Below are 20,213 nucleotides of genomic sequence, written 5' to 3' on the forward strand. Positions count from 1 at the left end.
CGGGTTCCTGTACTCGATCGGGTTCCTGGTGGCGTGGCTGGTCGCGCTGCTGCTCGTGGCGGAGCTGCTGCGCAACACCGGCAAGTTCACGATGGGTGACGTGCTCAGCTTCCGGATGCGGCAGCGTCCGGTGCGGGCGGCGGCCGCCACCTCGACGTTGGTCGTGTCGCTGTTCTACCTGCTGGCGCAGATGGCCGGCGCGGGTGCGCTGATCGCGCTGCTGCTGCAGATCCCGAACAGCAACACCGTCGGCCAGGGGATCGTGATCGCGGTCGTCGGGCTGCTGATGATCGTCTACGTGCTGGTCGGCGGCATGAAGGGCACGACCTGGGTGCAGGTCATCAAGGCCGGGCTGCTGCTGGTCGGCGCCGCGACCCTGGTGACGTGGGTGCTCGGCAGGCACGGCTTCGACTTCTCCGCGCTGCTCGGCGAGGCCGTCGAGGAGAACCCGTCGATGGAGACCGCGCAGGGCGTGCGGGAGCTGGGTGAGCGGTTGCTGATCCCCGGCCTGCAGTACGGCGCGTCCGACCTCGCGAAGATCGACTTCCTGTCCCTGGCGCTGGCGCTGGTGCTGGGCACCGCGGGCCTGCCGCACATCCTGATGCGCTTCTACACGGTGCCGAACGCCAAGGAGGCGCGTCGTTCCGTGGTGTGGGCGATCTGGCTGATCGGCGTCTTCTACCTGTTCTCGCTGGTGCTCGGCTACGGCGCGGCCGCGCTCGTGCCCGGCGGGGCGGAGCGGATCGCCACCGCGCCCGGCGGCACGAACTCCGCGGCGCCGCTGCTCGCCTACCAGCTGGGCGGGGAGTTCATGCTGGGCGTCATCTCCGCGATCGCGTTCGCGACGATCCTCGCGGTGGTGGCCGGGCTGACGATCACCGCGTCTGCGTCGTTCGCCCACGACGTGTACGCCAACGTCCTCAAGCGGGGTGTCGCGTCCCCGGACGCCGAGGTGCGGGTGGCCCGCCGCACGGCGATCGTCATCGGCCTCATCGCGATCGCGGCCGGCATCCTCGCCCGCAACCAGAACGTGGCGTTCCTGGTGGCGCTGGCGTTCGCGGTGGCGGCGTCGGCGAACCTGCCGACGATCCTGTACTCGCTGTTCTGGAAGCGGTTCAACACCACCGGCGCGCTGTGCAGCATCTACGGCGGCCTGGTCGTCAGCGTGGTGCTGATCGTGTTCTCGCCCGCCGTGTCCGGCCACCCGACGTCGATGGTGCCGAGCCTCGACTTCGACGTCTTCCCGCTCGCCAACCCCGGCCTGGTCTCCATCCCGGCGTCGTTCCTGCTCGGGGCGATCGGCACGCTCGTCGGCCGGCCGGACGAGTTCGCCGACGCCCGGCACGCGGAAATGGAGGTCCGCGCGCTCACCGGTGCGGGTTCGGAGAAGGCGACGGTGGCGCCGAAGACGCAGCCGCTGCCGAAGATCACGGTCTGACCGGCCGCGGCGCCGCTGTCGCGACCCGACCAACGGCGCGTTCGCCGGAACCTGTCCGACGAACGCGCCGTTGGTCGGAATGCTGACGGATCCGCGGGCTAGAGGTTGCCCCGCTTCGCCTGCTCCCGCTCGATCGCCTCGAACAGCGCCTTGAAGTTCCCCTTGCCGAAGCCGAGGGAGCCGTGGCGCTCGATGAGCTCGAAGAACACGGTGGGGCGGTCGCCGATCGGCTTGGTGAAGATCTGCAGCAGGTAGCCGTCCTCGTCCCGGTCGACGAGGATGCCGCGCTTCTGCAGCTCCTCGATCGGCACCCGGACCTCGCCGATCCGGGCCCGCAGGTCGGGGTCGGTGTAGTAGGAGTCGGGCGTCGACAGGAACTCGACGCCCGCGTCGCGCATCGCGTCGACGGTGCGGATGATGTCGTTGGTGGCGAGCGCGAGGTGCTGGGCGCCGGGGCCGCCGTAGAACTCGAGGAACTCGTCGATCTGCGAGCGGCGCTTGCCGATGGCCGGCTCGTTCAGCGGGAACTTGACGCGGTGGTTGCCGCTGGCCACCACCTTGCTCATCAGGGCGGAGTAGTCGGTGGCGATGTCGTCGCCGATGAACTCCGCCATGTTCGTGAAGCCCATGACGCGGCGGTAGAAGTCCACCCACTCGTCCATGTGGCCCAGCTCGACGTTGCCGACGATGTGGTCGAGCGCCTGGAACAGCCGCTTCGGCGCGCCCTGCGGCTTGCGGTGGGTGGACGTGCGGGCGACGTAGCCCGGCAGGTACGGGCCGGTGTAGCGGGAGCGGTCCACCAGCGTGTGCCGGGTCTCGCCGTAGGTGGCGATCGCGGCGAGGCGCACGGTGCCGTGCTCGTCGGACACGTCGTGCGGCTCCTCCAGCACGGTGGCGCCCTGGGCGCGGGCGTGCCGGATGCAGCGGTCGACGTCGGGCACCTCGAGCGCGATGTCGATGACCCCGTCGCCGTGGCGGCGGTGGTGGTCGAGGATCGGGCTGTTCGGGTCCACCCCGCCCTTCAGCACGAACCGCACCGCGCCGGAGCGCAGCACGTAGGCCGTGTGGTCGCGGTTGCCGGTCTCCGGCCCCGAGTACGCGACCAGCTCCATCCCGAACGCGAGCTGGTAGAACGCGGCGGCCTGGGTCGCGTTGCCGACCGCCCACACGACGGCGTCCCAGCCGGTGACCGGGAAGGGGTCGCCCTCCGCGTCGTACTCGACGAGCCCGACGAGCTGCCGCAGCTGATCGAGGTCGAGCTCGGCCAGCCGTTCCTGACTGGTGAGGGTCTGCTCGATGGTCATACTCCAGGACAGCTCATCCGCGAAGTGCTGCGCAACCGACCCATCCAGATCTGGTCACGGTGCACAGATTGTGCGGATGATGAGCAAATGATCTGTACAGTCTGCCTATGTGGAGCTGGACGCGCTGGACGTCGACCTGATCGGTGCGCTGCGGGCGTCCCCGCGGGCCGGCGTGCTGGAGCTCTCGCGCACGCTCGGCGTCGCGCGGGGCACCGTGCAGGCCCGCCTGGACCGGCTGGAACGCGAGGGCGTGATCACCGGGTACGGTCCCGACATCGACCTCGCCGCGGCCGGATACCCGGTGCAGGCCTTCGCCACGCTGGAGATCGCGCAGGGCCAGCTCGAGGACGTCGCCGCGGAGCTCGCCGCCCTGCCCGCCGTGCTGGAGGCCTACGCCACCACGGGCTCGTCGGACGTGCTCTGCCGCCTCGGGGCGTCGTCGCACCAGGACCTGCAGGACACCCTGCTCGCACTCGGGCGCAGCCCCACCATCGCCCGGTCGACGAGCGTGGTGGTGCTGTCGGTGGTGGTTGCGCCGCGGGTCCAGCCGCTGCTCGAGGCGCGCCCGCGCACCGGCCCGAGCCGCGCCCCCCGGTACGGGCGCGGGCCGGCCGGCGGGTGACCGGGCTCAGGCCGCCGCGATGCCGCGGTGGACGATGCGGGCCACCGCCTCGAGCGACGTCGGGCCCGAGGGGCGCGCCGTGCGGAGCAGGCCGTGGAGCGCGCCCACCGGCGTCTCGACGACCCCGTGGGGGTCGACGTGCTGCCGCCTCGCCGCGGGCGACGGCCCGCTCGACGATCGCCCTGGTGAGAGGGCCGGGCGCTCGGAGAAGAACGCGGCCATCGGCTCCGCCGCCTCCTCCGATGCCCAGGCCACGGCCACGAGGTTGCGGGTGGTGTGCCGGCCGGGCTCCCGGCCGATGGCCGGCGGCGACCGACCGGGCGAGGGCCCGCAGGCCGCCCTCCGGCGTGCCGGTGTCGGGCACGGGGATGGGCCGCGCGCTGCTTTCCAGCGCGGCGTCGGTGCCGAGCTCGGCCCTGGTGGGCCACCGCCGGTAGCCGGTCGTCTCGTCCACACCGGCGCGGACGGCGACGTCCTCGATCCGCGTGTTCCGTGGCAGCGGTCGGCCGGCTCCGCGAGCGCGGCGTCGAGAACGGCGGCCCGCACGCGCGCGCTGCGGCCGCCGGTCCGGCGGGTCCCGGGGCGCACCTCGGGTGGGTGCGCTTGATCGGGTACCGACCGTGGCCGGGCTGGTCCTCGTCCTCGCCCCCAACCCCGGACGGCGAGCCCCGTGGGCGGCGACGATCGCATCCGAGGCCGCCCGCCGGCCGGCGGCCGTGACCGTGGCGCGGGGGGCCGACGAGGCCGGCACGTTCCTCCTGGCCGACGGCCTGGTCACCGCGCCGCTGGTACTCGCCTGGGCGCGGTCGCGCCGCGCGCTCAGATCCGGACGTGCGCCGGTTGGTGCGTGACCCGCTCGATGTCCGCCGCCGTCAGGTCCAGCAGCTTGTGGGACAGCTCCGACAGCGCCCGCGCCACGGCGAGCTCGTCGCCGATCCGCGGCACGTCCTCGTCCTCGGGGCTGCACCGCGCGAGGCCCACCCCGGTCAGCTCGGTGGACCCCGCGTCCAGCCGGGCCACCGCCCTCGTCCGGCGCTCGTGCTCGTCGATCTCGATCGCGACGTTCCAGCGCTTCGCGGCCTGCATGTCGCTCACCTCGGCTCGCTCGGTGGGGGAAGAAGTGTCCTCCCGTCAGGGGCGCAGCGCCAGCTTGCCGACGGTGGACCTGGTCTCCAGTTCGGCGAGCACCTTCGGTCCGTCGGCGAGGTCGTGGACGGTCGGGCGGCCGGGCGGGTGGACGCCCGCCGCCACGAGGTCCGCCAGCTCCGCCACGAGCTCGGTGAACAACTCCGGCGCGGTCTTCGCGAGGACGCCGATGTGCAGCCCGATGACGTGGACGGGGTGGGTGAAGTTGAGGTCGCGGTTGCTGATCGCGGCCTCGCCCGCGGCGATGCCGTAGACGACCAGGCGCCCGGTGACCCGCCGGGTGGCGGCCAGCGCGGCGGTGAAGGCGTCGCCGCCGACGGACTCCAGCACGAGGTCGGCGCCGCGGCCGCCGGTGCGGCGCCGCACCTCGTCGGCCAGGTCCACGTAGTCGATCACGTGGTCGGCGCCCAGCGCCCGCACCGCCTCGTGCTTGCCCGGGGAGGCCGTGCCGATCACGGTCGCGCCCTCGTGCTTGGCCAGGCGCACCGCCGCCTGCCCCACCCCGCCCGCGGCGGCCTGCACGAGCACGGTCTCGCCCGGCGCGAGCCGGCCGAGGCGGAGCGCGGCGAGCGCGGTGCCCCGGTTCAGGACGAGGCCGAGCGCCTGCTCGTCGGACCAGCCCGCGGGGACCGGGGCCGCACCGGCGGCGGGCAGCACGACGTACTCGGCGAACGCGCCGGGGCCGGTGCCGATCACGTGCGCGCCCGGCTCGATGCCCGTCACCCCCGGCCCGAGGGCGACGACCTCGCCGGCCGCCTCGAACCCCGCGATGTAGGGCGGGCGGGGACCGCCGGCGTAGGTGCCCCGGGTCTGCATGACGTCGGCGAAGTTGACGCCCGCCGCGCCGACCCGGATCAGGACCTCGCCCGGGCCGGGTGCGGGTACGGGAGCGTCGGTGACGAGGCGCATCGCGCCGGGGCCGCTCAGCGCCGTCTGCTCGAGTGCTCGCATGCGGATAGGCTCGAACCCTCACACACGTGTGAAGGTCGACATGAGGTGGGTCACGTGCGGATCGGCGAGCTGGCGCGGCGCACCGGCACGACGCCCCGGCTCCTGCGCTACTACGAGGAGCAGGGGCTGATCACGTCCGCCCGCGGCGCGAACGGCTACCGCGACTTCGACGAGGCGTGCGTCGACCGGGTCCGCCAGATCAGGGGGCTGCTCGACTCCGGGCTGCCCACGCGGGTCATCAAGCAGATCCTCCCGTGCCTGACCACGGGTGCCGTCCACGTGTCCGACCCGACCCCGGAGACGATCGCGATCCTCGAACGCGAGCACGCCCGCATGTCCGCGCGCATCGAGTGCCTCACCCGCAACCGGGACGCGATCGCCGACTACCTCGCCGCGGTGCGCCTCAGTCGCCGCGCACCTCGGTGAGCAGCGCAGGCGGCGCCTGCAGGTCGTGCACCCGGAACAGCACGGCGTGCTCGACCCCCATCTCCTTGCCGGCCATGGCCGCGAACATCGGGATGAAATCGGCGGGCGCGGGGTGGTCCGGGAGCGCGGCCAGGTAGGCGGCGTGCGCCTCCAGCGACGCGACGCCGCGCTGCAGCGGCTCGCCGGTGACGTCCACCCCGTGCGTCGCCTTGCCGTCGCCCGCGAACGACGGCATGAGGATGAAGCGCGGGCTCCAGGGTTCGAGGCCGTCCGCGTCGATCTGCTCGGCGAACACCCAGCGGTTGCCCGCGTCGCGCACCGCGTCGATCGTGGCGAGCCCGGTGGCCCGGTGGTCGGCCTGGTCGAAGCCCATCGGCGACTCGACCTCGTAGCCGCCGCCGACCACCGCGTCGGGCCGGAAGCGCCGGATCGCGCGGCAGATGTCGCGGCGCAGGTCGAGCCCGTAGACGAGCATGCCGTCGGGGTGCTCCAGCACGGTCAGGTCGCTGACGCCGACGGCGTCGCACGCGGCCCGTTGCTCGGCGACCCGCAACCGCGCGGTCTCCTCCGGCGGGTTGGGCATGCCCGCCTCCCCGCGGGTGAGCAGCAGGTAGGCGACCTCGATCCCGCGCGCCGTCCAGCGCGCGACGGCGGCGGAGACGCCGTACTCCATGTCGTCGGGGTGCGCGGCGACGCACAGCACGCGCTGGAAGGACTCCTCGGGCAGGGCGGGCAGCAGTTCGGTCATGGGGGGAGCATGCTCGCGGTCGAGCGCGGCGTACATCGCATTGCGGTGGGTCGCGCCGGCTCAGGCGCCGCGCAGCCGCGCCCACGCCGTGAGCGACTCCTCGGTCAGCACCGCGTCGAGCGCCGTGGCGGCCGCGCCGTGCAGGGCGGCGTCGTCGCCGAGCGCCGCGGGGCGCAGCGGCGGAGGGGTCGCCCGGCGGAACGCCATCAGCCCGCCGGTGAACGCCTCGGCGAACGCGTCGGGCGCGGCGGCGCGCAGCGGCTCGGCGAGCCCGCCCAGCGTCACGACCTCCGGGTCGAGCCCGTTCACCAGGCCCGCGATCCCGCGGCCGAGGCTCTCCGCCGCCCGGGAGACGGCGGCGGTGGCCGCCGGGTCGGTCCGGCCGAGCACGGCGAGGGCGTAGGTGCGGGGGTCGGGCGGCGGCGGGTCGCCGAGGTGGCGGGCGAGCGCGCGGCCGTCGACGGTGGGGTCCCAGCAGCCGAGGGCGCCGCACGGGCAGCGCAGCGCGGGGTCGCCGAAGGGCAGGTGGCCGAACTCGCCCCCGGCGCCGGTGGCGCCGCGCACGGGCCGCCCGTCGACCACGAGCGTGCCGCCGACACCGACCTCCACCGTGACGTGCAGCGCCGTCCCCGCGCCCGCCCCGGCCCCCGCGCGAGCCTCGGCGACGCCCGCGAGGGTAGCGTCGTTGTCGATGCGCAGCCCGACGCCCGGCACGCCGAGCGGGGTGAGGTCGACCGGGCCCCAGCCCAGCGACGCCCCCTGGACCACCCGCCCGTGCTGCACGGTGGCGGCGACCGCGACGGCGACGGCCCGCACCCGGTCGCCGAGGCGCTCCCGGGTGCGCCGGACCGCGCCGCCCACCGCCTCGAGGACCTGGTCCGGGTCGCGGCTCGCGTGCGGGGCGGCGGCCACGACCTCCGGGCGGCCGTCGACGCCGGCCACGGCGCACCGCCAGTCCTCGTGGCGCAGGTCGACCGCGATCACGACCGGACCCTCCGGGTGGGGGCCGAGCACGGTGGTCGGCCGTCCCCGCCCCGCCGCGGGCGCGGGGGTCTCGGTGAGCAGGGCGAGCTCGCGCAGGCGCGCGGTGATGTCGGTGGCCGACCCGCTGGAGAGCCCCAGCCGCTGGGCCACCGCGGCCCGCGTGACGCCGGGGCTGCGGCGCATCTCGGTGAGCACGGCGATCGCCCCGTGCCAGCGCGGGCTTGCCATCTCCCTCCCCGGTTTATGCTCGGGTGCCGAGTTTAATCGGAGGTTCCCGTGGAGCTCGCCACCGTGCGTGCGGTCCTGCTCGACATGGACGGCACCCTCGTCGATTCGGACGCGTCCGTCGAACGGGCGTGGACGACCTGGGCGGCCGAACGCGGCCTCGATCCGGCCCCCGTCCTGGCCATCGCGCACGGCAGCCCACCGGACCGCACCATCCGCCGGGTGCTCCCGGCGCTGGACGACGCCGCGGTCGCCGCGGCGTCCCAGCGCCAGATGGACCTCCAGTACGACGACCTCGCCGACGTCGTCGCGGCGCCCGGTGCGCACGAGCTGCTCGCCGTGCTGGAGCGGCTCGAGCTGCCGTGGGCCGTCGTGACCAGCGCGGACGTGCGGCTGGCGAAGGCGCGGCTGGGAGCGGCCGGGATCGAGCCGCCGCTGCTGGTCACCGTCGAGGACGTCCGTCGCGGCAAGCCCGACCCGGAGGGCTTCCTGATCGCGGCGAGCCGGCTCGGCGTCGAGCCCGCGGCCTGCCTCGTGGTGGAGGACAGCGAGCCGGGCCTCGCCGCCGGCCGCGCCGCGGGCATGCGCACGGCCGCGCTGCGCGGCCTGGACGGCGACCTGCGGCTCGCCGACCTGGCGCAGCTCGCGCGCCTGTTCGCGCCGTGAGCGACCGGCAGTCCGCCCGAGGAGGGGCACGAGCGTGACCGTCACCGAGTTCCGTCTCGCCGTGCCCGACGCCGACCTCGCCGACCTGCGCGACCGGCTCCGGCGCACCCGCTGGCCGGAGGCCGAGACCGTCGACGGGTGGGCGCAGGGCGTGCCGCTCGCCCACCTGCAGGAGCTGTGCGCGTACTGGGCCGGCGGCTACGACTGGCGCGCCACCGAGGCGCGCCTGAACGGCCTGCCGCAGTTCCGCACCGAGATCGGCGGCCTCGGCATCCACTTCCTGCACGTCCGCTCGCCGCACCCGGACGCGCTGCCGCTGGTGCTCACCCACGGCTGGCCCGGCTCCGTCGTGGAGTTCCTCGACGCGATCGACCTGCTCACGACCGGCCCGGAGCCGTTCCACGTCGTCTGCCCGTCGTTGCCGGGCTACGGGTTCAGCGACAAGCCGGCTCGAAGCGGCTGGACCGTGCAGCGCATCGCCGCCGCGTGGGCGGAGCTGATGGCCCGCCTCGGCTACGACCGCTACGGCGCCGCGGGCAGCGACTGGGGCACATCGGTCAGCACCTGGATCGGCAAGCTCGACCCGGAGCACGTGGTGGGCATCCACCTCGTGCCGCCGCTCGCGGCGCCGGACCCGGCCACGTTCGACGACCTCACCCCCGGTGAGCGGGCCGCCCTCGACGACATGGCCCGTGCCCAGCGCGACGGCGACGGCTACTCGATGCAGCAGTCCACCCGGCCGCAGACGATCGGCTACGGCCTGGTCGACTCACCCGCGCTGCTCGCGGCCTGGATCGTCGAGAAGTTCCACGCCTGGACCGACCCGGCGAGCGAGTTCAGCCGCGACCGGCTGCTGGACAACCTGATGCTCTACTGGCTGCCCGGCGCGGGCGCGTCGGCCGCGCGGCTGTACTGGGAGAGCTTCCGCGAGGTGCAGCGCACCTTCGCGGGGGAGACCACGGACCAGGTGCACGTGCCCGCGGGCTGCTCGGTGTTCCCGCACGAGAACCCCCGCCCGTCCCGGCGGTGGGCGGCGCGCCGGTTCACCGACATCCGCTACTGGAACGAGCCCGACCGCGGCGGCCACTTCGCGGCGTTCGAGCAGCCGGAGCTCTTCGCGGGGGAGCTGCGGACCTTCTTCCGCCTGGTCCGCTGACCCCGCGAGTCGCGCTCTGCGTCCCCGCGAGTCGCGCTGTGGGTGCCCGCGAGTCGCCGTGTGGGTGTGGGCGAGTCGCGATCTCGGCGCGCGGGGGTCACCGGGGCGAGCGCTGCACCTCGGGTGATGCGGTGTCCAGCGGCACGTTCGGCGCCCGGACCAGCCCCAGCTGCACGGTCTGCCGCGGCAGCAGGGCGTCGAGGAGCCAGTCCGCCGCGGTGCGGGTGCGGTTGGTCGGCATCGACAGCAGGTGGTAGCCGCGCGTCACCGCCTTCGCGACGAGCCCTCCGAGCGGCACGTGCAGCGGGTTGGCCGCGGCCTCCCGCCCGCCGAGCTCGACGACGAAGCCGAGGTCGTGGTGGCGGTAGGCGCGCGGCGTGCCGTGCCCGAGCGACGCGGCCACGTTGCGGCCGACCAGCTTGCCCTGCCGCACCGCGTGCTGGGCGGTCATGGCGGTGAGCTCACCCGGGCGGGTCAGGTCGGGTACGGCGGCCGCATCCCCGCAGGCGAAGAGGTCGGGATGGCCCGGGACGCCGAGCTCGGCGTCGACGACGAGCCTGCCCTTGGCGGTCGGCAGCCGGAACGCCTCCACGAGCGGGTCGGGGCGCACGCCGACGCACCAGACGAGCGTGCGGGTGGGCACCGTCTCGCCGGTCGTGAGGAGCACGTGACCGTGGGCGGCCTCCTGCACCGACTGACCGGTGCGCACCTCGACGCCCCGCTCGCGCAGCACCCGGTCCGCCGTGCCGGACAGCCGCGGGTCGAGCTCGGGCAGCACGCGGTCGGCCAGGTCGAGCAGCAGCCAGCGCACCGGCTGGTCGCGCAGGGCGGCGTGGTGGCGCACCAGCGTGTCGGTGAGCAGCGGCCCCTGCGCGGCGACCTCGGTGCCGGTGTAGCCGGCGCCGACGACCACGAACGTGCACCGCGCCTCCCGTTCCGCCGGGTCGGCGGTGGAGGCGGCGAGCTCGATCTGGCGGGTGACGTGGTCGCGCAGGTACAGCGCCTCCGGGATGCCGCGGAAGCCGTGCGCGTGCTCGGCGACCCCGGGGATCGGCAGCAGCTTGTGGACGCTGCCCACGGCGAGCACCAGCCGGTCGTAGCCCATCTCGGCGCGGCCGCTCTCCGGGTCGGTCCAGCCGATCCGCCGGTCGTCCAGGGCCACGGAGCCGACCTCGCCGAGCACCACCCGCACGCCCGGCAGGGTGGCCGCGAGCGGGACCGTGATCCGGCGCGGGTCGATCACCCCGGCCGCGACCTCGGGCAGCAGGGGCAGGTAGAGGAAGTAGTCGGTGGGGTTGATCAGCACGATCTCGGCGGCGTCGCCGAGCCGCTTCGCGAGCGACCGCGCAGCGCTGTGCCCGGCGAACCCGCCGCCGACGACCACGACCCGCGGGCGGGCCCGCGGCTTCGTCGATGTCATGGGACCCGCCTCCTCGAGGCCGGGACGGGCGGTCGCCCGCGGTCTGCGACCGTACCCCGGTTCCGCCCCCGGCGAGCCCCGTGACGCGCTTCCGGCCCCCGCTCCCGCGGGCACCCGCCGCCTAGGGTGATCCGCATGTGGACCCTCTCCGGCTTCGCCGACGAGATCTCCCCCGACCTGGACGAGCAGTGCCGGGTGCTCACCGACCTGGGCATCCGCCACATCGAGTTCCGCAGCGCGTGGGACACCAACGTCCTGGACCTCGACGACGACCAGCTGGAGAGGGTGCGCGCGACGCTCGACCGCGCCGGCATCGGCACGTCCTCGGTCGGCTCGCCGATCGGCAAGATCGGGGTGCTCGACGACTTCGACGCCCACCTCGTGCGGATGCGCCGCGCCCTGCACGTCGCCGGGGTGCTGCAGGCGCCCTACATCCGGCTCTTCTCCTTCTTCATCCCGAAGGGCGACGACCCCGTGGCGCACCGCGACGAGGTGCTGCGCCGGATGGCCGCGCTCGCCGCCGAGGCCGAGGGCCACGACGTGGTCCTGCTGCACGAGAACGAGAAGGAGATCTACGGCGACACCCCGCAGCGCTGCCTGGACGTCGTGGAGTCGGTCGGCTCGCCGAAGCTGCGGCTGGCGTGGGACCCGGCGAACTTCGTGCAGGTCGGCGTCCGGCCGTTCACCGAGGGCTATGCGAGCCTCCGTCCGCACGTGGAGTACCTGCAGGTGAAGGACGCCCTGCTGGCCGACGGCACGGTCGTGCCCGCGGGGGAGGGCGACGGCGAGGTCGAGGCCACGGTCCGGGCGCTCGCCGCCGACGGCTACGACGGGTTCTGCTCGATGGAGCCGCACCTCGCGACCGCGGGCGTGCTCGGCGGCTTCTCCGGCGAGCACCACTTCCGGCGGGCGACCCGGGCGTTCACGAAGATCCTCGACCAGGCGGGGGTGCGGTACCGGTGACGGTGCGGTTCGCGGTGGTGGGCTGCGGGGTGATCGGCGCGCTGCACGCCGAGGTGCTCGCGGCGAACCCGGACACCGCTCTGGACGTCCTCGTCGACACCGACCACGCGGCGGCCGAGGCGGTCGCGGCCCGGGTCGGCGGCGCCGTCCCGGTCACCACCTCGCTCGACGAGGCGCTGGCCCGCGACGACGTCGACGCGGTGGCGATCTGCGTGCCCAGCGGTGGGCACGCGCGGATCGCGGTGGCGGCGCTCGAGGCGGGCAAGCACGTGGTGGTGGAGAAGCCGGTCGACGTCACGGTCGAGGCGGCGGCGCCGATCGTGACCGCCGCGGCGGCCGCGCCCGCAGGCACCGTGGCGACGGTGATCAGCCAACACCGGTTCGACCCGGCGAGCGTCGTCGTGCACGACGCGATCGAGGCGGGCCGCTTCGGCCGGATCACCTCGGCCGTCGCGACCGTCTCCTGGTGGCGCAGCCAGGCCTACTACGACTCCGGCGCGTGGCGCGGCACCTGGGAGCTCGACGGCGGCGGCGCGCTGATGAACCAGGGCGTGCACACGGTCGACCTGCTGCTGTGGTTCCTCGGGCGGCCGGTCGAGGTCATGGCGCTCACCGGCCTGCTCGCGCACGAGCGGGTCGAGGTGGAGGACACCGTCGCCGCGGTCGTCCGGTTCGAGTCCGGGGCGCTCGCCACGCTGCACGCCACCACGGCCGCCTACCCCGGCCTGTCGGTGCGGCTGCAGGTGCTGGGTGACGCCGGCTCGGCCGTGATCGACGACGACCGGCTGCGCTACTTCCACAGCAAGGAGCTGGCCACCGCCGAGGCCGCGGGCGACGCGGGCGTGCGGGCCGACCAGGGCGACCGCTCGGACCAGACCGCCCTCGTCCTGCCCGAGGAGCCGGGGGCCGACCCGGCGAACCCCATGTTCACCGGGCACGCCCGGCAGTACCGCGACATCGTCGAGGCGATCCGCACCGGCAGGCGACCGGGCGTCACGCTCGAGGACGCGCTGCTCGCCCTGGCGACCGTGCGGGCGGTCTACGAGTCGGCGCGCACCGGTGCGCCGGTACGGGTGGACGACGTGCTGGCGGCGGTGAACGTCCCCGCGCGCTGAGCCCGCCCCGCGGGTCCCGCGGAACCCGTTTCCCGACGAACGGCGCGTTCGTCGGAGAGCGGGCGGCTCCGCACCATGCGCGCCGCCGCCGGCAGGCCCACCAGGCCGCGCTAGTCGCGCAGCCGGAACGGCTCCCGCCCCGGTACGAGTACGACGTGCCCGATCCCGCCGTGGGCGTTGGCGTAGGCGAGCGCCCGGGCGAGGTCGGTGACGCCGTTGGCGCCGCTGCCGTCGGTGTACAGGGTGGAGAGCACGCCGAAGGCCCGCCCCCGGCCGTCGAGGTACCCGCTGCCGGAGTCGCCGGACCGCCCCGGCGGCCGCGTCTCGACCCGATGTGCCAGGCCCCGGCCGGTCGAGCCGAGGCTGCGGCCCTCCTTCGCCGCGTTCGCGCCGCCGCGCGGCTGGTGGCTGTACACCGGCTCCCCGGGGTCGGTGCCGTCGGTGTCGAGCCCCGTCGGCCCGCCGAACACCGGGACGGTCGGGTCGGCGCGCGCGGCGTCGGCCGGGTCCAGCTCGACGAGGGCGAAGTCGTTGTGCAGGCAGCGCGCCGGGTCCGACTCGCCGCGCCGCTGCATGGTGCCCCACGACGTGTAGGCGAGGCGGCCGGAGGTGCGGCTGCCGTCGTTGCCGACGATCGTGACGCCGGTGCCGACCGGGAGCGTCGGCTCCGCGCAGCCGGAGAGGCCCATCGACTCGCTCGCGCCCGCGCAGTGCGCCGCGTAGCCGAGGTAGGTCGCGCCGTGGCCGGCGAAGACGAACCCGGCCCGGCACGAGCTCGTCACCTGCCCGTCCACCGGGCTGAGCAGCAAGACCCCGGGCGTGATGGCGGGGCCGGGGTCCGCGTGCGCCGGGCCCGCGGCGAGGGCCGCCGCCACGACGAGAGCGCAGAGCACGACGGCACGGCGCAGGGCCACGGAACACCCCCTCGGTCGGTCGGCGGATCCGCCGGAGCGTAGATCGGCTTCGCGACCTGCGCCGTTCCCGTCGCGCGAGGGGGTGACGGGGACCGCGCTGACGGCGCCCATGGTCATCTGGAAGGCTGAGCGGGCTCCCCCGGCCCTGCTGCCGTGCACGCCCCCGGGCGCGCGCGACCGGAAGGACTGCATCGTTGGACGTCCTGACCGTGTGTGACGCGGTGCTGACCAGCTCGTGGCTGCTGCCGATCCTCCTCGTGATGATCGCCGTCGACGCGCCGTTCCCGGTCCTGCCCAGCGAGACCATCCTCGTCTCGGCGGCGACGACCGCCTTCGGCGGCGGCGACGTCGGCATGCTGATCGGTCTGTTCATCGCCGCGCTGGCCGGCTCCGTGCTGGGCGACGCCACCGTGTTCTGGCTCGGTCGCTGCTCGCACCGGCTGTTGTCGAGCCGCGTCGACGGCCGGTACGAGATCTCGGCGTGGGTGCGCAGGCACATGCTGCGCCGCCCCGGGATCGCGCTGGTGGGGGCGCGGTTCGTGCCGGGTGGGCGCCTGGTGAGCACCGCGGCCGCCGGCCGGTTCGGCCTGCCGGTCCGCCGCTTCCTGCCCTGGACGGTCGCGAGCTCCGCGGCGTGGGCCGCCTACATGCTGCTCATCGGGCTCGCCCTCGGCCCGGTCACCGGCGGCGACCCGGTGCTCAGCCTGGTCGCAGGCGTAGCGTTGGCCCTGGTCACGGCCGCGGGGTTTGCGCTGGTGTCGAAGCTGCGGCGGGCACGGGTCCCGGCCTCCTCCTGAAACCGAGAGCACTGCTCTTGACCTGAGACACCCGCTCTGGTTCACTGTTCTCTAGCAAGAGCGGTGCTCACATTTCGGATCAGGAGTCCACGATGGCTGCCACTCACCGTTACATCGAGGCCGGGCGCGGCACCGAGCTGATGAACAAGGTGGTCCGCTGGCTCACCGCGCGCGGGGTGAGCGTCATCGGTTCCCGGGTGCTCGCCGTGCGCGGGCGGCGCAGCGGCAAGTGGCAGACGGTGCCGGTCAACGTGCTCACGCACGAGGGCGCCCGGTACCTCGTGGCGCCGCGCGGCCACACCCAGTGGGTGCGCAACCTGCGGGCCGCGGGCGGGGCGGGGGAGCTGCGGCTGGGCAAGCGGACCGAGCCGTTCGTCGCCGACGAGGTGCCCGACGCGGAGAAGCCCGAGATCCTGCGCGCGTACCTGCGGCGGTGGAAGTTCGAGGTCGGCGTGTTCTTCGACGGTGTCGACCACACCGCCTCCGACGAGAAGCTGCTGGAGATCGCGCCGGGCTACCCGGTGTTCCGCCTCCGCTGACACCGGCCCGAAAAGAGATCAACCGGTGCCGGCGGAGGCTCCCCGTTCCGCCGGCCCCGGTCATCCGGCTCAACGCCCGATGCGGGGCGCGGTTGCGGGCGGATGTGGGCGGTCCGTCGAGTGGGCGATCACGATCGGTGATCGGCTCGTATCCGGTTCGACGCCGAACGGTCACCGCCGAGCGACGGACGGGAACCATCCGGCGCCCGCTCACGCGCCGCCACCGCGCAGCTTCCGCAGGCGCAGCGCCAGCTGGATCTCCAGGGCCCGGTCGGGGGTGTGCCAGTCGTCGCCGAGCAGCGCCGCCACGCGTTCCAGGCGCTGGCCGACCGTGTTCACGTGGACGTGCAGCAGCCCGGCGGCCCGGGACGGGCTCGCCCCGGCCGCGAAGTAGGCCTCCAGCGTGGCCAGCAGGTCGGTGCCGCGCCGGGCGTCGTGCGCGGCGACCGGGCCGAGCACGCGTTCGAGGTAGGCCTCGACGTCGGCCGCGTCCCCGGTGACCAGGCCGGCGAAGCCGAGGTCGCGGGCCGAGCCCGAGGGCAGACCGAGCGCCGCGAGGGCGGCGGCCGTGCGCCGGGCCTCCGCATAGGCGTCGCGCAACCCCGCGGCGGGCACGACCGGGCCCGCCGCGCCGACCGGGCCCGCCTCCTTCCCCGCGCGCCGGGCGACGTCGGCGGCCACCGCGGACGCGTCGCGCCCCGGCACGACCGCGACCGTCCAGCCGTCGTGGCCGCCCACCAGCCCGGGGCCGTGCGCGCGGCCGCCCCGGCACACCGCGACGACGTGGGGCGTGCGCAGGCGCAGCCCGAGCAGCCTGCCGCGCTCGACGACCGCGGCGTCCACCTCGCCCGCCGGGCGGGCCAGCAGCTCGGCGAGCAGGTCGGTGCGGACCCGCTGGTCGGCCTCGGCCTCGCGCAGGCGGAACAGCAGCACGAGCGCGGTCACCATCGCCGCCCGCTCCACGGTGCGGACCTGGCCGTCGTCGAGCGCCTCCCGCCCGCCGAGCGCGAGGGTGCCCAGGCGCTGGCCGACCGCCCGCACACCCACCGCGGCGGCGCCGTCCGCGTGCACCAGCCGGGCGGCGTCCGCGGCCCGGCGCACCGCGGGCAGCTCGGCGAGGCCGTCGGGCACCGCGCCGTGGGCGGCGAGCAGCTGGTCGTCGACGTCGAGCACCGCGACCCAGCAGTCGAGCAGCTCGCCGAGGGTGGCGGCGATGTCGTCGACCCCGCCGCCGGAGAGCACGACCCCGGCGAACCGGTCGTGCGCCGCGGCGGCCTGCTCGATGCCCGCGTGCGCGCTGGAGAGGGCGGCGAGCGCCTCGGCCGTCTCCGCCGCGCGGCGCACCTGCACGAGGGAGACGGCCGCGAGCGCGGCGAGCGACCCCAGGAGCGCCACCTCGGTGCTGGCGAACGGCCTGCGGACGCGGTGCGCGGCGAACAGCACCCCGACGAACTCGTCGTCCACGAGCAGCGGGGTACCGCAGATCGCGCGCAGCCCCTCCTCCTCGACGGCGGCGTCGATCTCGGCGGTGTGCTCGTAGCGGGTGTCGGACGGGTAGTCGGCGGTCCAGTGCGGCCGGTGGGTCTGAGCCACCAGGCCGCCGAGCCCCGCGCCGAGCGGTAGCCGCAGCGCCTGGAACCGGGCGGAGATCGACCCGTCCGTCGCCCGCATGAACGTGTCACCCCGCTCGGGGTCGGCCAGCGTGAGGTACGCGCAGTCGGCCCCGAGCAGGGTGCGCGCGCGCCGGACGATCGTGTCGAGCACCTCACCCGGGTCCGGCCGGGAGGCGAGGTCGCGGGCGATGTCGACGAGCGCCGAGAGCTCCACCTCGCGGCGCCGGTGGGCGTCGATGCCCGCCCTCACCCGCAGCGCGAGCTCGCGGGCGACCGCGCCGGACTCCGGGTCGGCCGCCGCGAGCGCCCGCGCCTGCTCGTCGATCCGCTCGGCGGGCGCGTCCTGGGCGAGCAGGCGGAGCAGCTCCAGCGCCGTCCGCGACACGGCGGTGATGATGCCACCGCCCATGGTCGCGGCTCCGCTCAGCGGGTCGGGACGATCGCGTGGTCCTCGGCGAGGTCGCGGTGGCGGGTCTCCCCGTAGCTGGCCACGGCGATGATCGTCAGCAGCGCGCTGAGCGCCACGTACACCGACACCGCGTAGCCGGTGCCGAACGAGGTGTAGAGCGCCACGGCGATGACCGGCGCGAGGCCGCCCGCCACGACCGACGCGAGCTGGTAGCCGACCGAGACGCCGGAGTAGCGGACCTTGGTGCCGAACATCTCCGACAGGAACGCGGCCTGCGGGCCGTACATCGCGCCGTGGAAGACGAGCCCGCCGACGACGGCGACGGTGGTGAGCGCGAAGTTGCCGGTGTTGAGCAGCGCGATGAACACGAACGCCCAGACGCCGACGCCCGCGGCCCCGAGCAGGTAGATCGGCTTGCGGCCCACGCGGTCGGACGCGATGCCCCAGAGCGGGATGACGACCAGGTGCACCGCGGCGCCGATCATCACCGCGCCGAGCACGAACGAGTTGGGCAGGCCGAGCGTCTGCTGGACGTAGCTCGTGATGACGATCGTGAAGACGTAGTAGCAGACGTTCTCGGCGAACCGCGCGCCCATCGCGGTGAACACCTCGCGCGGGTAGCGGCGGAACACGTCGACGATGGGCACGACCTCCTTGTGGCCGGCGGCGACGAGCTCGGCGGCCTTGCGCTGGGCCTCCTGGAAGATCGGGGACTCCTCGACCGAGAGCCGGATGTAGAGCCCGATCAGCACCAGCACCGCGGAGAGCAGGAACGGGATCCGCCAGCCCCAGGACTGGAAGGCCTCGTCGCTCTGCACCGCGGCGAGCAGGAACAGCAGCGCATTGGCGAGCAGCTGGCCGAACGGCACCCCGGCCTGGGGCCAGCTCGCCCAGTAGCCGCGCCGCGAGGGGTCGCCGTGCTCGGAGACGATCAGCACGGCCCCGCCCCACTCGCCACCGATCGCGAAGCCCTGGACGAGGCGCAGGACGGTCAGAAGCAGCGGGGCGGCGAACCCGATCGTCGCGTACCCGGGCAGCAGGCCGATGGCGAACGTCGCGACGCCCATCCCGACCAGGCTGATCACCAGGAGCTTCTTGCGGCCGAGCTTGTCGCCGTAGTGGCCGAAGACCAGCCCGCCCAGCGGGCGCGCGACGAACCCGATCGCGAACGTGCCGAGCGCGAGCAGGGTGCCCACGGCGGGGTCGTCGGACGGGAAGAACACCGCCGGGAACACGAGGGCGGCCGCGACGCCGTAGAGGAAGAAGCCGTACCACTCGACGGTGGTGCCGGCCATGCTGGCGGCGACGACCTTGAGGATGCTGGCCCGGGACGGCCCGGCGGACTTGTCGGTGACCACGGTGTCTCCGTTTCGGGTGTGTTGGCTTCTTCTCAGTGGGCGGTCCAGCCGCCGTCCATCGACAGCGACGCTCCGGTGATCGAGGCCGAGGCGGGCCCGTAGAGGACGGCGGCGAGCTCGGCCACCTCGTCCGGTTCGACGAGGCGCCGCACGGCGGCGGGGGCGAGCATCACCCGCTCCACCACCTCGTCCGGCTCGATGCCGTGGGTGCGGGCCTGGTCGGCGATCTGCCGCTCGACCAGCGGCGTGCGCACGTAGGAGGGGTCGATGCAGTTGCTCGTGACCCCGTGCGGGGCGCCCTCGAGCGCGATGACCTTGGACAGGCCCTCCAGCCCGTGCTTGGCGCTCACGTAGGCCGACTTGAACGGGCTCGCCCGCAGACCGTGCACGCTCGAGACGTTGATGACGCGCCCCCAGCCGCGGGCGTACATGTGCGGCAGCGCGCGCCGGGCGAGCCGGAACGGCGCCTCGAGCATCACGCGCAGCAGCAGCGAGAACCGATCGGGGTCGAACTCGGGGATCGGGGCGACGTGCTGGAGGCCCGCGTTGTTCACCAGCGCGTCGACCTCGGCCGGGAGCTCGTCGACGGCCGCGAGGTCGGACAGGTCGCACGGCACCGGCTCGACGGCGGCGACGTCGCCCGCGAGCCGGTTCAGGCCCTCCTCGTCCCGGTCGACGGCCACCACCCGCGCCCCGTCGGCGGCGAGCCGCCGGGCGATGGCGGCGCCGATCCCCGACGCCGCGCCCGTGACGAGCGCGCGCCGCCCGGCGAGCGGCGGCGAGGTGACGGGGGTCATGCCCGAGCACGGTACGTCGGCGGGGCGCGATGCGCTGTGTGTTCAGCGCCCATCGATCGGCGTCGAATATGTGCTCATCTCACATCGTTCGACGATCACAGGTGGCGATAGCCGGGGTGCACCCCGGGGCGCAGGCCCTGGTCCGCGGCGATCCGCGCGAGCAGGGCCCGCAGCGTCTCGCGCTCGCCCTCGTCGAGGCTGCGGCAGAGGTCGTCGTCGTGCTCGTGGGCGACCTTCCCGATGCGGGCGAGCATCGCCCTCCCCTCGTCGGTGATGTGCAGCGCGTGCAGCCGCCGGTCCGCGCGGTTGCGCCTGCGCTCGACGAGCCCGCGGTCGGCGAGCGAGTCGACCAGCCCGACGAGCCTGCTCGGTGGCATGCCGAGGATCCGGGCGACGGCCTGCTGGCTCTGCCCCGGCTCCGCGGCGATGAGCCCGAGCAGGCCGACCTGCGGGGGCGTGAGGTGCAGGGCGGCGACGCGCTCGGCGAAGCGCGCGGCGGCGTGCGCGCCGACCGCGGCGAGCAGGAACGCCGAGCCCGGCGGGTTCTCCAGTGGCACGGGTAGACCGTACAGCTCCAGAACGGTACTCTCAAAATAATCGTTCAGAGCTGTAATCGTTTTGG

General features: G+C 74.7%; 21 protein-coding genes. 9 read left to right on the top strand and 12 right to left on the bottom strand.

Annotated features, from left to right (window positions below; genetic code table 11):
* Positions 1-1,438 (top strand): monocarboxylic acid transporter (locus tag VKZ81_RS06420; protein WP_324240495.1); only part of this gene is annotated, 1,438 nt, incomplete at its 5' end.
* 98 nt (positions 1,439-1,536) lie between these two features.
* Here VKZ81_RS06420 and hppD read toward each other — a convergent pair.
* Entirely contained in the window at positions 1,537-2,742 is a 1,206-nt protein-coding gene (hppD, locus tag VKZ81_RS06425) for a 4-hydroxyphenylpyruvate dioxygenase (RefSeq protein ID WP_324240496.1), read from the bottom strand.
* Between the two features lie 109 nt (positions 2,743-2,851).
* Here hppD and VKZ81_RS06430 point away from each other — a divergent pair, with 109 nt between their 5' ends.
* Entirely contained in the window at positions 2,852-3,364 is a 513-nt protein-coding gene (locus VKZ81_RS06430) for an Lrp/AsnC family transcriptional regulator (protein ID WP_324240497.1), read from the top strand.
* Between the two features lie 6 nt (positions 3,365-3,370).
* Here the strand turns inward: VKZ81_RS06430 and VKZ81_RS06435 are convergent, their stop codons facing one another.
* From VKZ81_RS06435 to VKZ81_RS06445, 3 genes are all read right to left on the bottom strand, one after another.
* On the bottom strand, positions 3,371-3,619 hold the full coding sequence (locus VKZ81_RS06435) for a hypothetical protein (RefSeq protein ID WP_324240498.1): 249 nt from the start codon (positions 3,617-3,619) through the stop codon (positions 3,371-3,373).
* Positions 3,620-4,183: 564 nt separating this feature from the next.
* A complete protein-coding gene (locus VKZ81_RS06440) occupies positions 4,184-4,450 on the bottom strand; it encodes a DUF1876 domain-containing protein (protein WP_324240645.1) in 267 nt (88 codons plus the stop codon).
* Positions 4,451-4,495: 45 nt separating this feature from the next.
* On the bottom strand, positions 4,496-5,461 hold the full coding sequence (locus VKZ81_RS06445; RefSeq protein ID WP_324240499.1) for an NADPH:quinone oxidoreductase family protein: 966 nt from the start codon (positions 5,459-5,461) through the stop codon (positions 4,496-4,498).
* Between the two features lie 54 nt (positions 5,462-5,515).
* Here VKZ81_RS06445 and VKZ81_RS06450 point away from each other — a divergent pair, with 54 nt between their 5' ends.
* Complete coding sequence (locus VKZ81_RS06450; protein ID WP_324240500.1) at positions 5,516-5,887, top strand: MerR family transcriptional regulator; 372 nt, start codon at positions 5,516-5,518, stop codon at positions 5,885-5,887.
* Here the strand turns inward: VKZ81_RS06450 and VKZ81_RS06455 are convergent.
* Positions 5,865-6,635, bottom strand: a complete 771-nt coding sequence (locus VKZ81_RS06455; protein ID WP_324240501.1) for a PIG-L deacetylase family protein — start codon at positions 6,633-6,635, stop codon at positions 5,865-5,867. The genes VKZ81_RS06450 and VKZ81_RS06455 overlap by 23 nt on opposite strands.
* Before the next feature lie 60 nt (positions 6,636-6,695).
* Complete coding sequence (locus VKZ81_RS06460; RefSeq protein ID WP_324240502.1) at positions 6,696-7,847, bottom strand: ROK family transcriptional regulator; 1,152 nt, start codon at positions 7,845-7,847, stop codon at positions 6,696-6,698.
* A gap of 48 nt (positions 7,848-7,895) precedes the next feature.
* Between VKZ81_RS06460 and VKZ81_RS06465 the strand changes: the two genes are divergently transcribed.
* Both VKZ81_RS06465 and VKZ81_RS06470 read left to right on the top strand, forming a co-directional pair.
* Positions 7,896-8,510, top strand: coding sequence for an HAD-IA family hydrolase (locus VKZ81_RS06465; RefSeq protein ID WP_324240503.1), 615 nt, complete (start codon positions 7,896-7,898; stop codon positions 8,508-8,510).
* 34 nt (positions 8,511-8,544) lie between these two features.
* On the top strand, positions 8,545-9,666 hold the full coding sequence (locus tag VKZ81_RS06470; protein ID WP_324240504.1) for an epoxide hydrolase family protein: 1,122 nt from the start codon (positions 8,545-8,547) through the stop codon (positions 9,664-9,666).
* A gap of 97 nt (positions 9,667-9,763) precedes the next feature.
* On the opposite strand, the gene VKZ81_RS06475 is transcribed toward VKZ81_RS06470, so the two are convergent.
* Positions 9,764-11,086, bottom strand: coding sequence for an NAD(P)/FAD-dependent oxidoreductase (locus tag VKZ81_RS06475; protein ID WP_324240505.1), 1,323 nt, complete (start codon positions 11,084-11,086; stop codon positions 9,764-9,766).
* A 135-nt stretch (positions 11,087-11,221) separates the two neighbouring features.
* Here VKZ81_RS06475 and VKZ81_RS06480 point away from each other — a divergent pair, with 135 nt between their 5' ends.
* Together VKZ81_RS06480 and VKZ81_RS06485 are read left to right on the top strand one after the other, a co-directional pair.
* Positions 11,222-12,049, top strand: a complete 828-nt coding sequence (locus VKZ81_RS06480) for a sugar phosphate isomerase/epimerase family protein (protein ID WP_324240506.1) — start codon at positions 11,222-11,224, stop codon at positions 12,047-12,049.
* Complete coding sequence (locus VKZ81_RS06485) at positions 12,046-13,164, top strand: Gfo/Idh/MocA family protein (RefSeq protein ID WP_324240507.1); 1,119 nt, start codon at positions 12,046-12,048, stop codon at positions 13,162-13,164. Before VKZ81_RS06480 ends, VKZ81_RS06485 begins: the two co-directional genes overlap by 4 nt.
* A 110-nt stretch (positions 13,165-13,274) precedes the next feature.
* Here VKZ81_RS06485 and VKZ81_RS06490 read toward each other — a convergent pair whose 3' ends face one another.
* Positions 13,275-14,078, bottom strand: a complete 804-nt coding sequence (locus VKZ81_RS06490; RefSeq protein WP_324240508.1) for a serine protease — start codon at positions 14,076-14,078, stop codon at positions 13,275-13,277.
* A 194-nt stretch (positions 14,079-14,272) separates the two neighbouring features.
* Here VKZ81_RS06490 and VKZ81_RS06495 point away from each other — a divergent pair, with 194 nt between their 5' ends.
* Positions 14,273-14,875 carry a DedA family protein gene (locus VKZ81_RS06495; RefSeq protein WP_324240509.1) on the top strand — a complete coding sequence of 201 codons (603 nt, stop codon included), beginning with the start codon at positions 14,273-14,275 and terminating at the stop codon, positions 14,873-14,875.
* Between the two features lie 92 nt (positions 14,876-14,967).
* On the top strand, positions 14,968-15,414 hold the full coding sequence (locus VKZ81_RS06500; protein ID WP_324240510.1) for a nitroreductase family deazaflavin-dependent oxidoreductase: 447 nt from the start codon (positions 14,968-14,970) through the stop codon (positions 15,412-15,414).
* A gap of 210 nt (positions 15,415-15,624) precedes the next feature.
* On the opposite strand, the gene VKZ81_RS06505 is transcribed toward VKZ81_RS06500, so the two are convergent.
* From VKZ81_RS06505 to VKZ81_RS06520, 4 genes are all read right to left on the bottom strand, one after another.
* A complete protein-coding gene (locus VKZ81_RS06505; RefSeq protein ID WP_324240511.1) occupies positions 15,625-17,436 on the bottom strand; it encodes a helix-turn-helix domain-containing protein in 1,812 nt (603 codons plus the stop codon).
* 14 nt (positions 17,437-17,450) lie between these two features.
* A complete protein-coding gene (locus VKZ81_RS06510; protein WP_324240646.1) occupies positions 17,451-18,731 on the bottom strand; it encodes an MFS transporter in 1,281 nt (426 codons plus the stop codon).
* A gap of 95 nt (positions 18,732-18,826) precedes the next feature.
* On the bottom strand, positions 18,827-19,591 hold the full coding sequence (locus tag VKZ81_RS06515) for a 3-hydroxybutyrate dehydrogenase (protein ID WP_324240512.1): 765 nt from the start codon (positions 19,589-19,591) through the stop codon (positions 18,827-18,829).
* A 95-nt stretch (positions 19,592-19,686) separates the two neighbouring features.
* Positions 19,687-20,148 carry a MarR family winged helix-turn-helix transcriptional regulator gene (locus VKZ81_RS06520; protein ID WP_324240513.1) on the bottom strand — a complete coding sequence of 154 codons (462 nt, stop codon included), beginning with the start codon at positions 20,146-20,148 and terminating at the stop codon, positions 19,687-19,689.
* Positions 20,149-20,213 lie beyond the last annotated feature (65 nt).

The sequence above is a fragment of the Pseudonocardia sp. genome (assembly GCF_035305885.1).
Taxonomy (GTDB): Bacteria; Actinomycetota; Actinomycetes; order Mycobacteriales; family Pseudonocardiaceae; genus Pseudonocardia.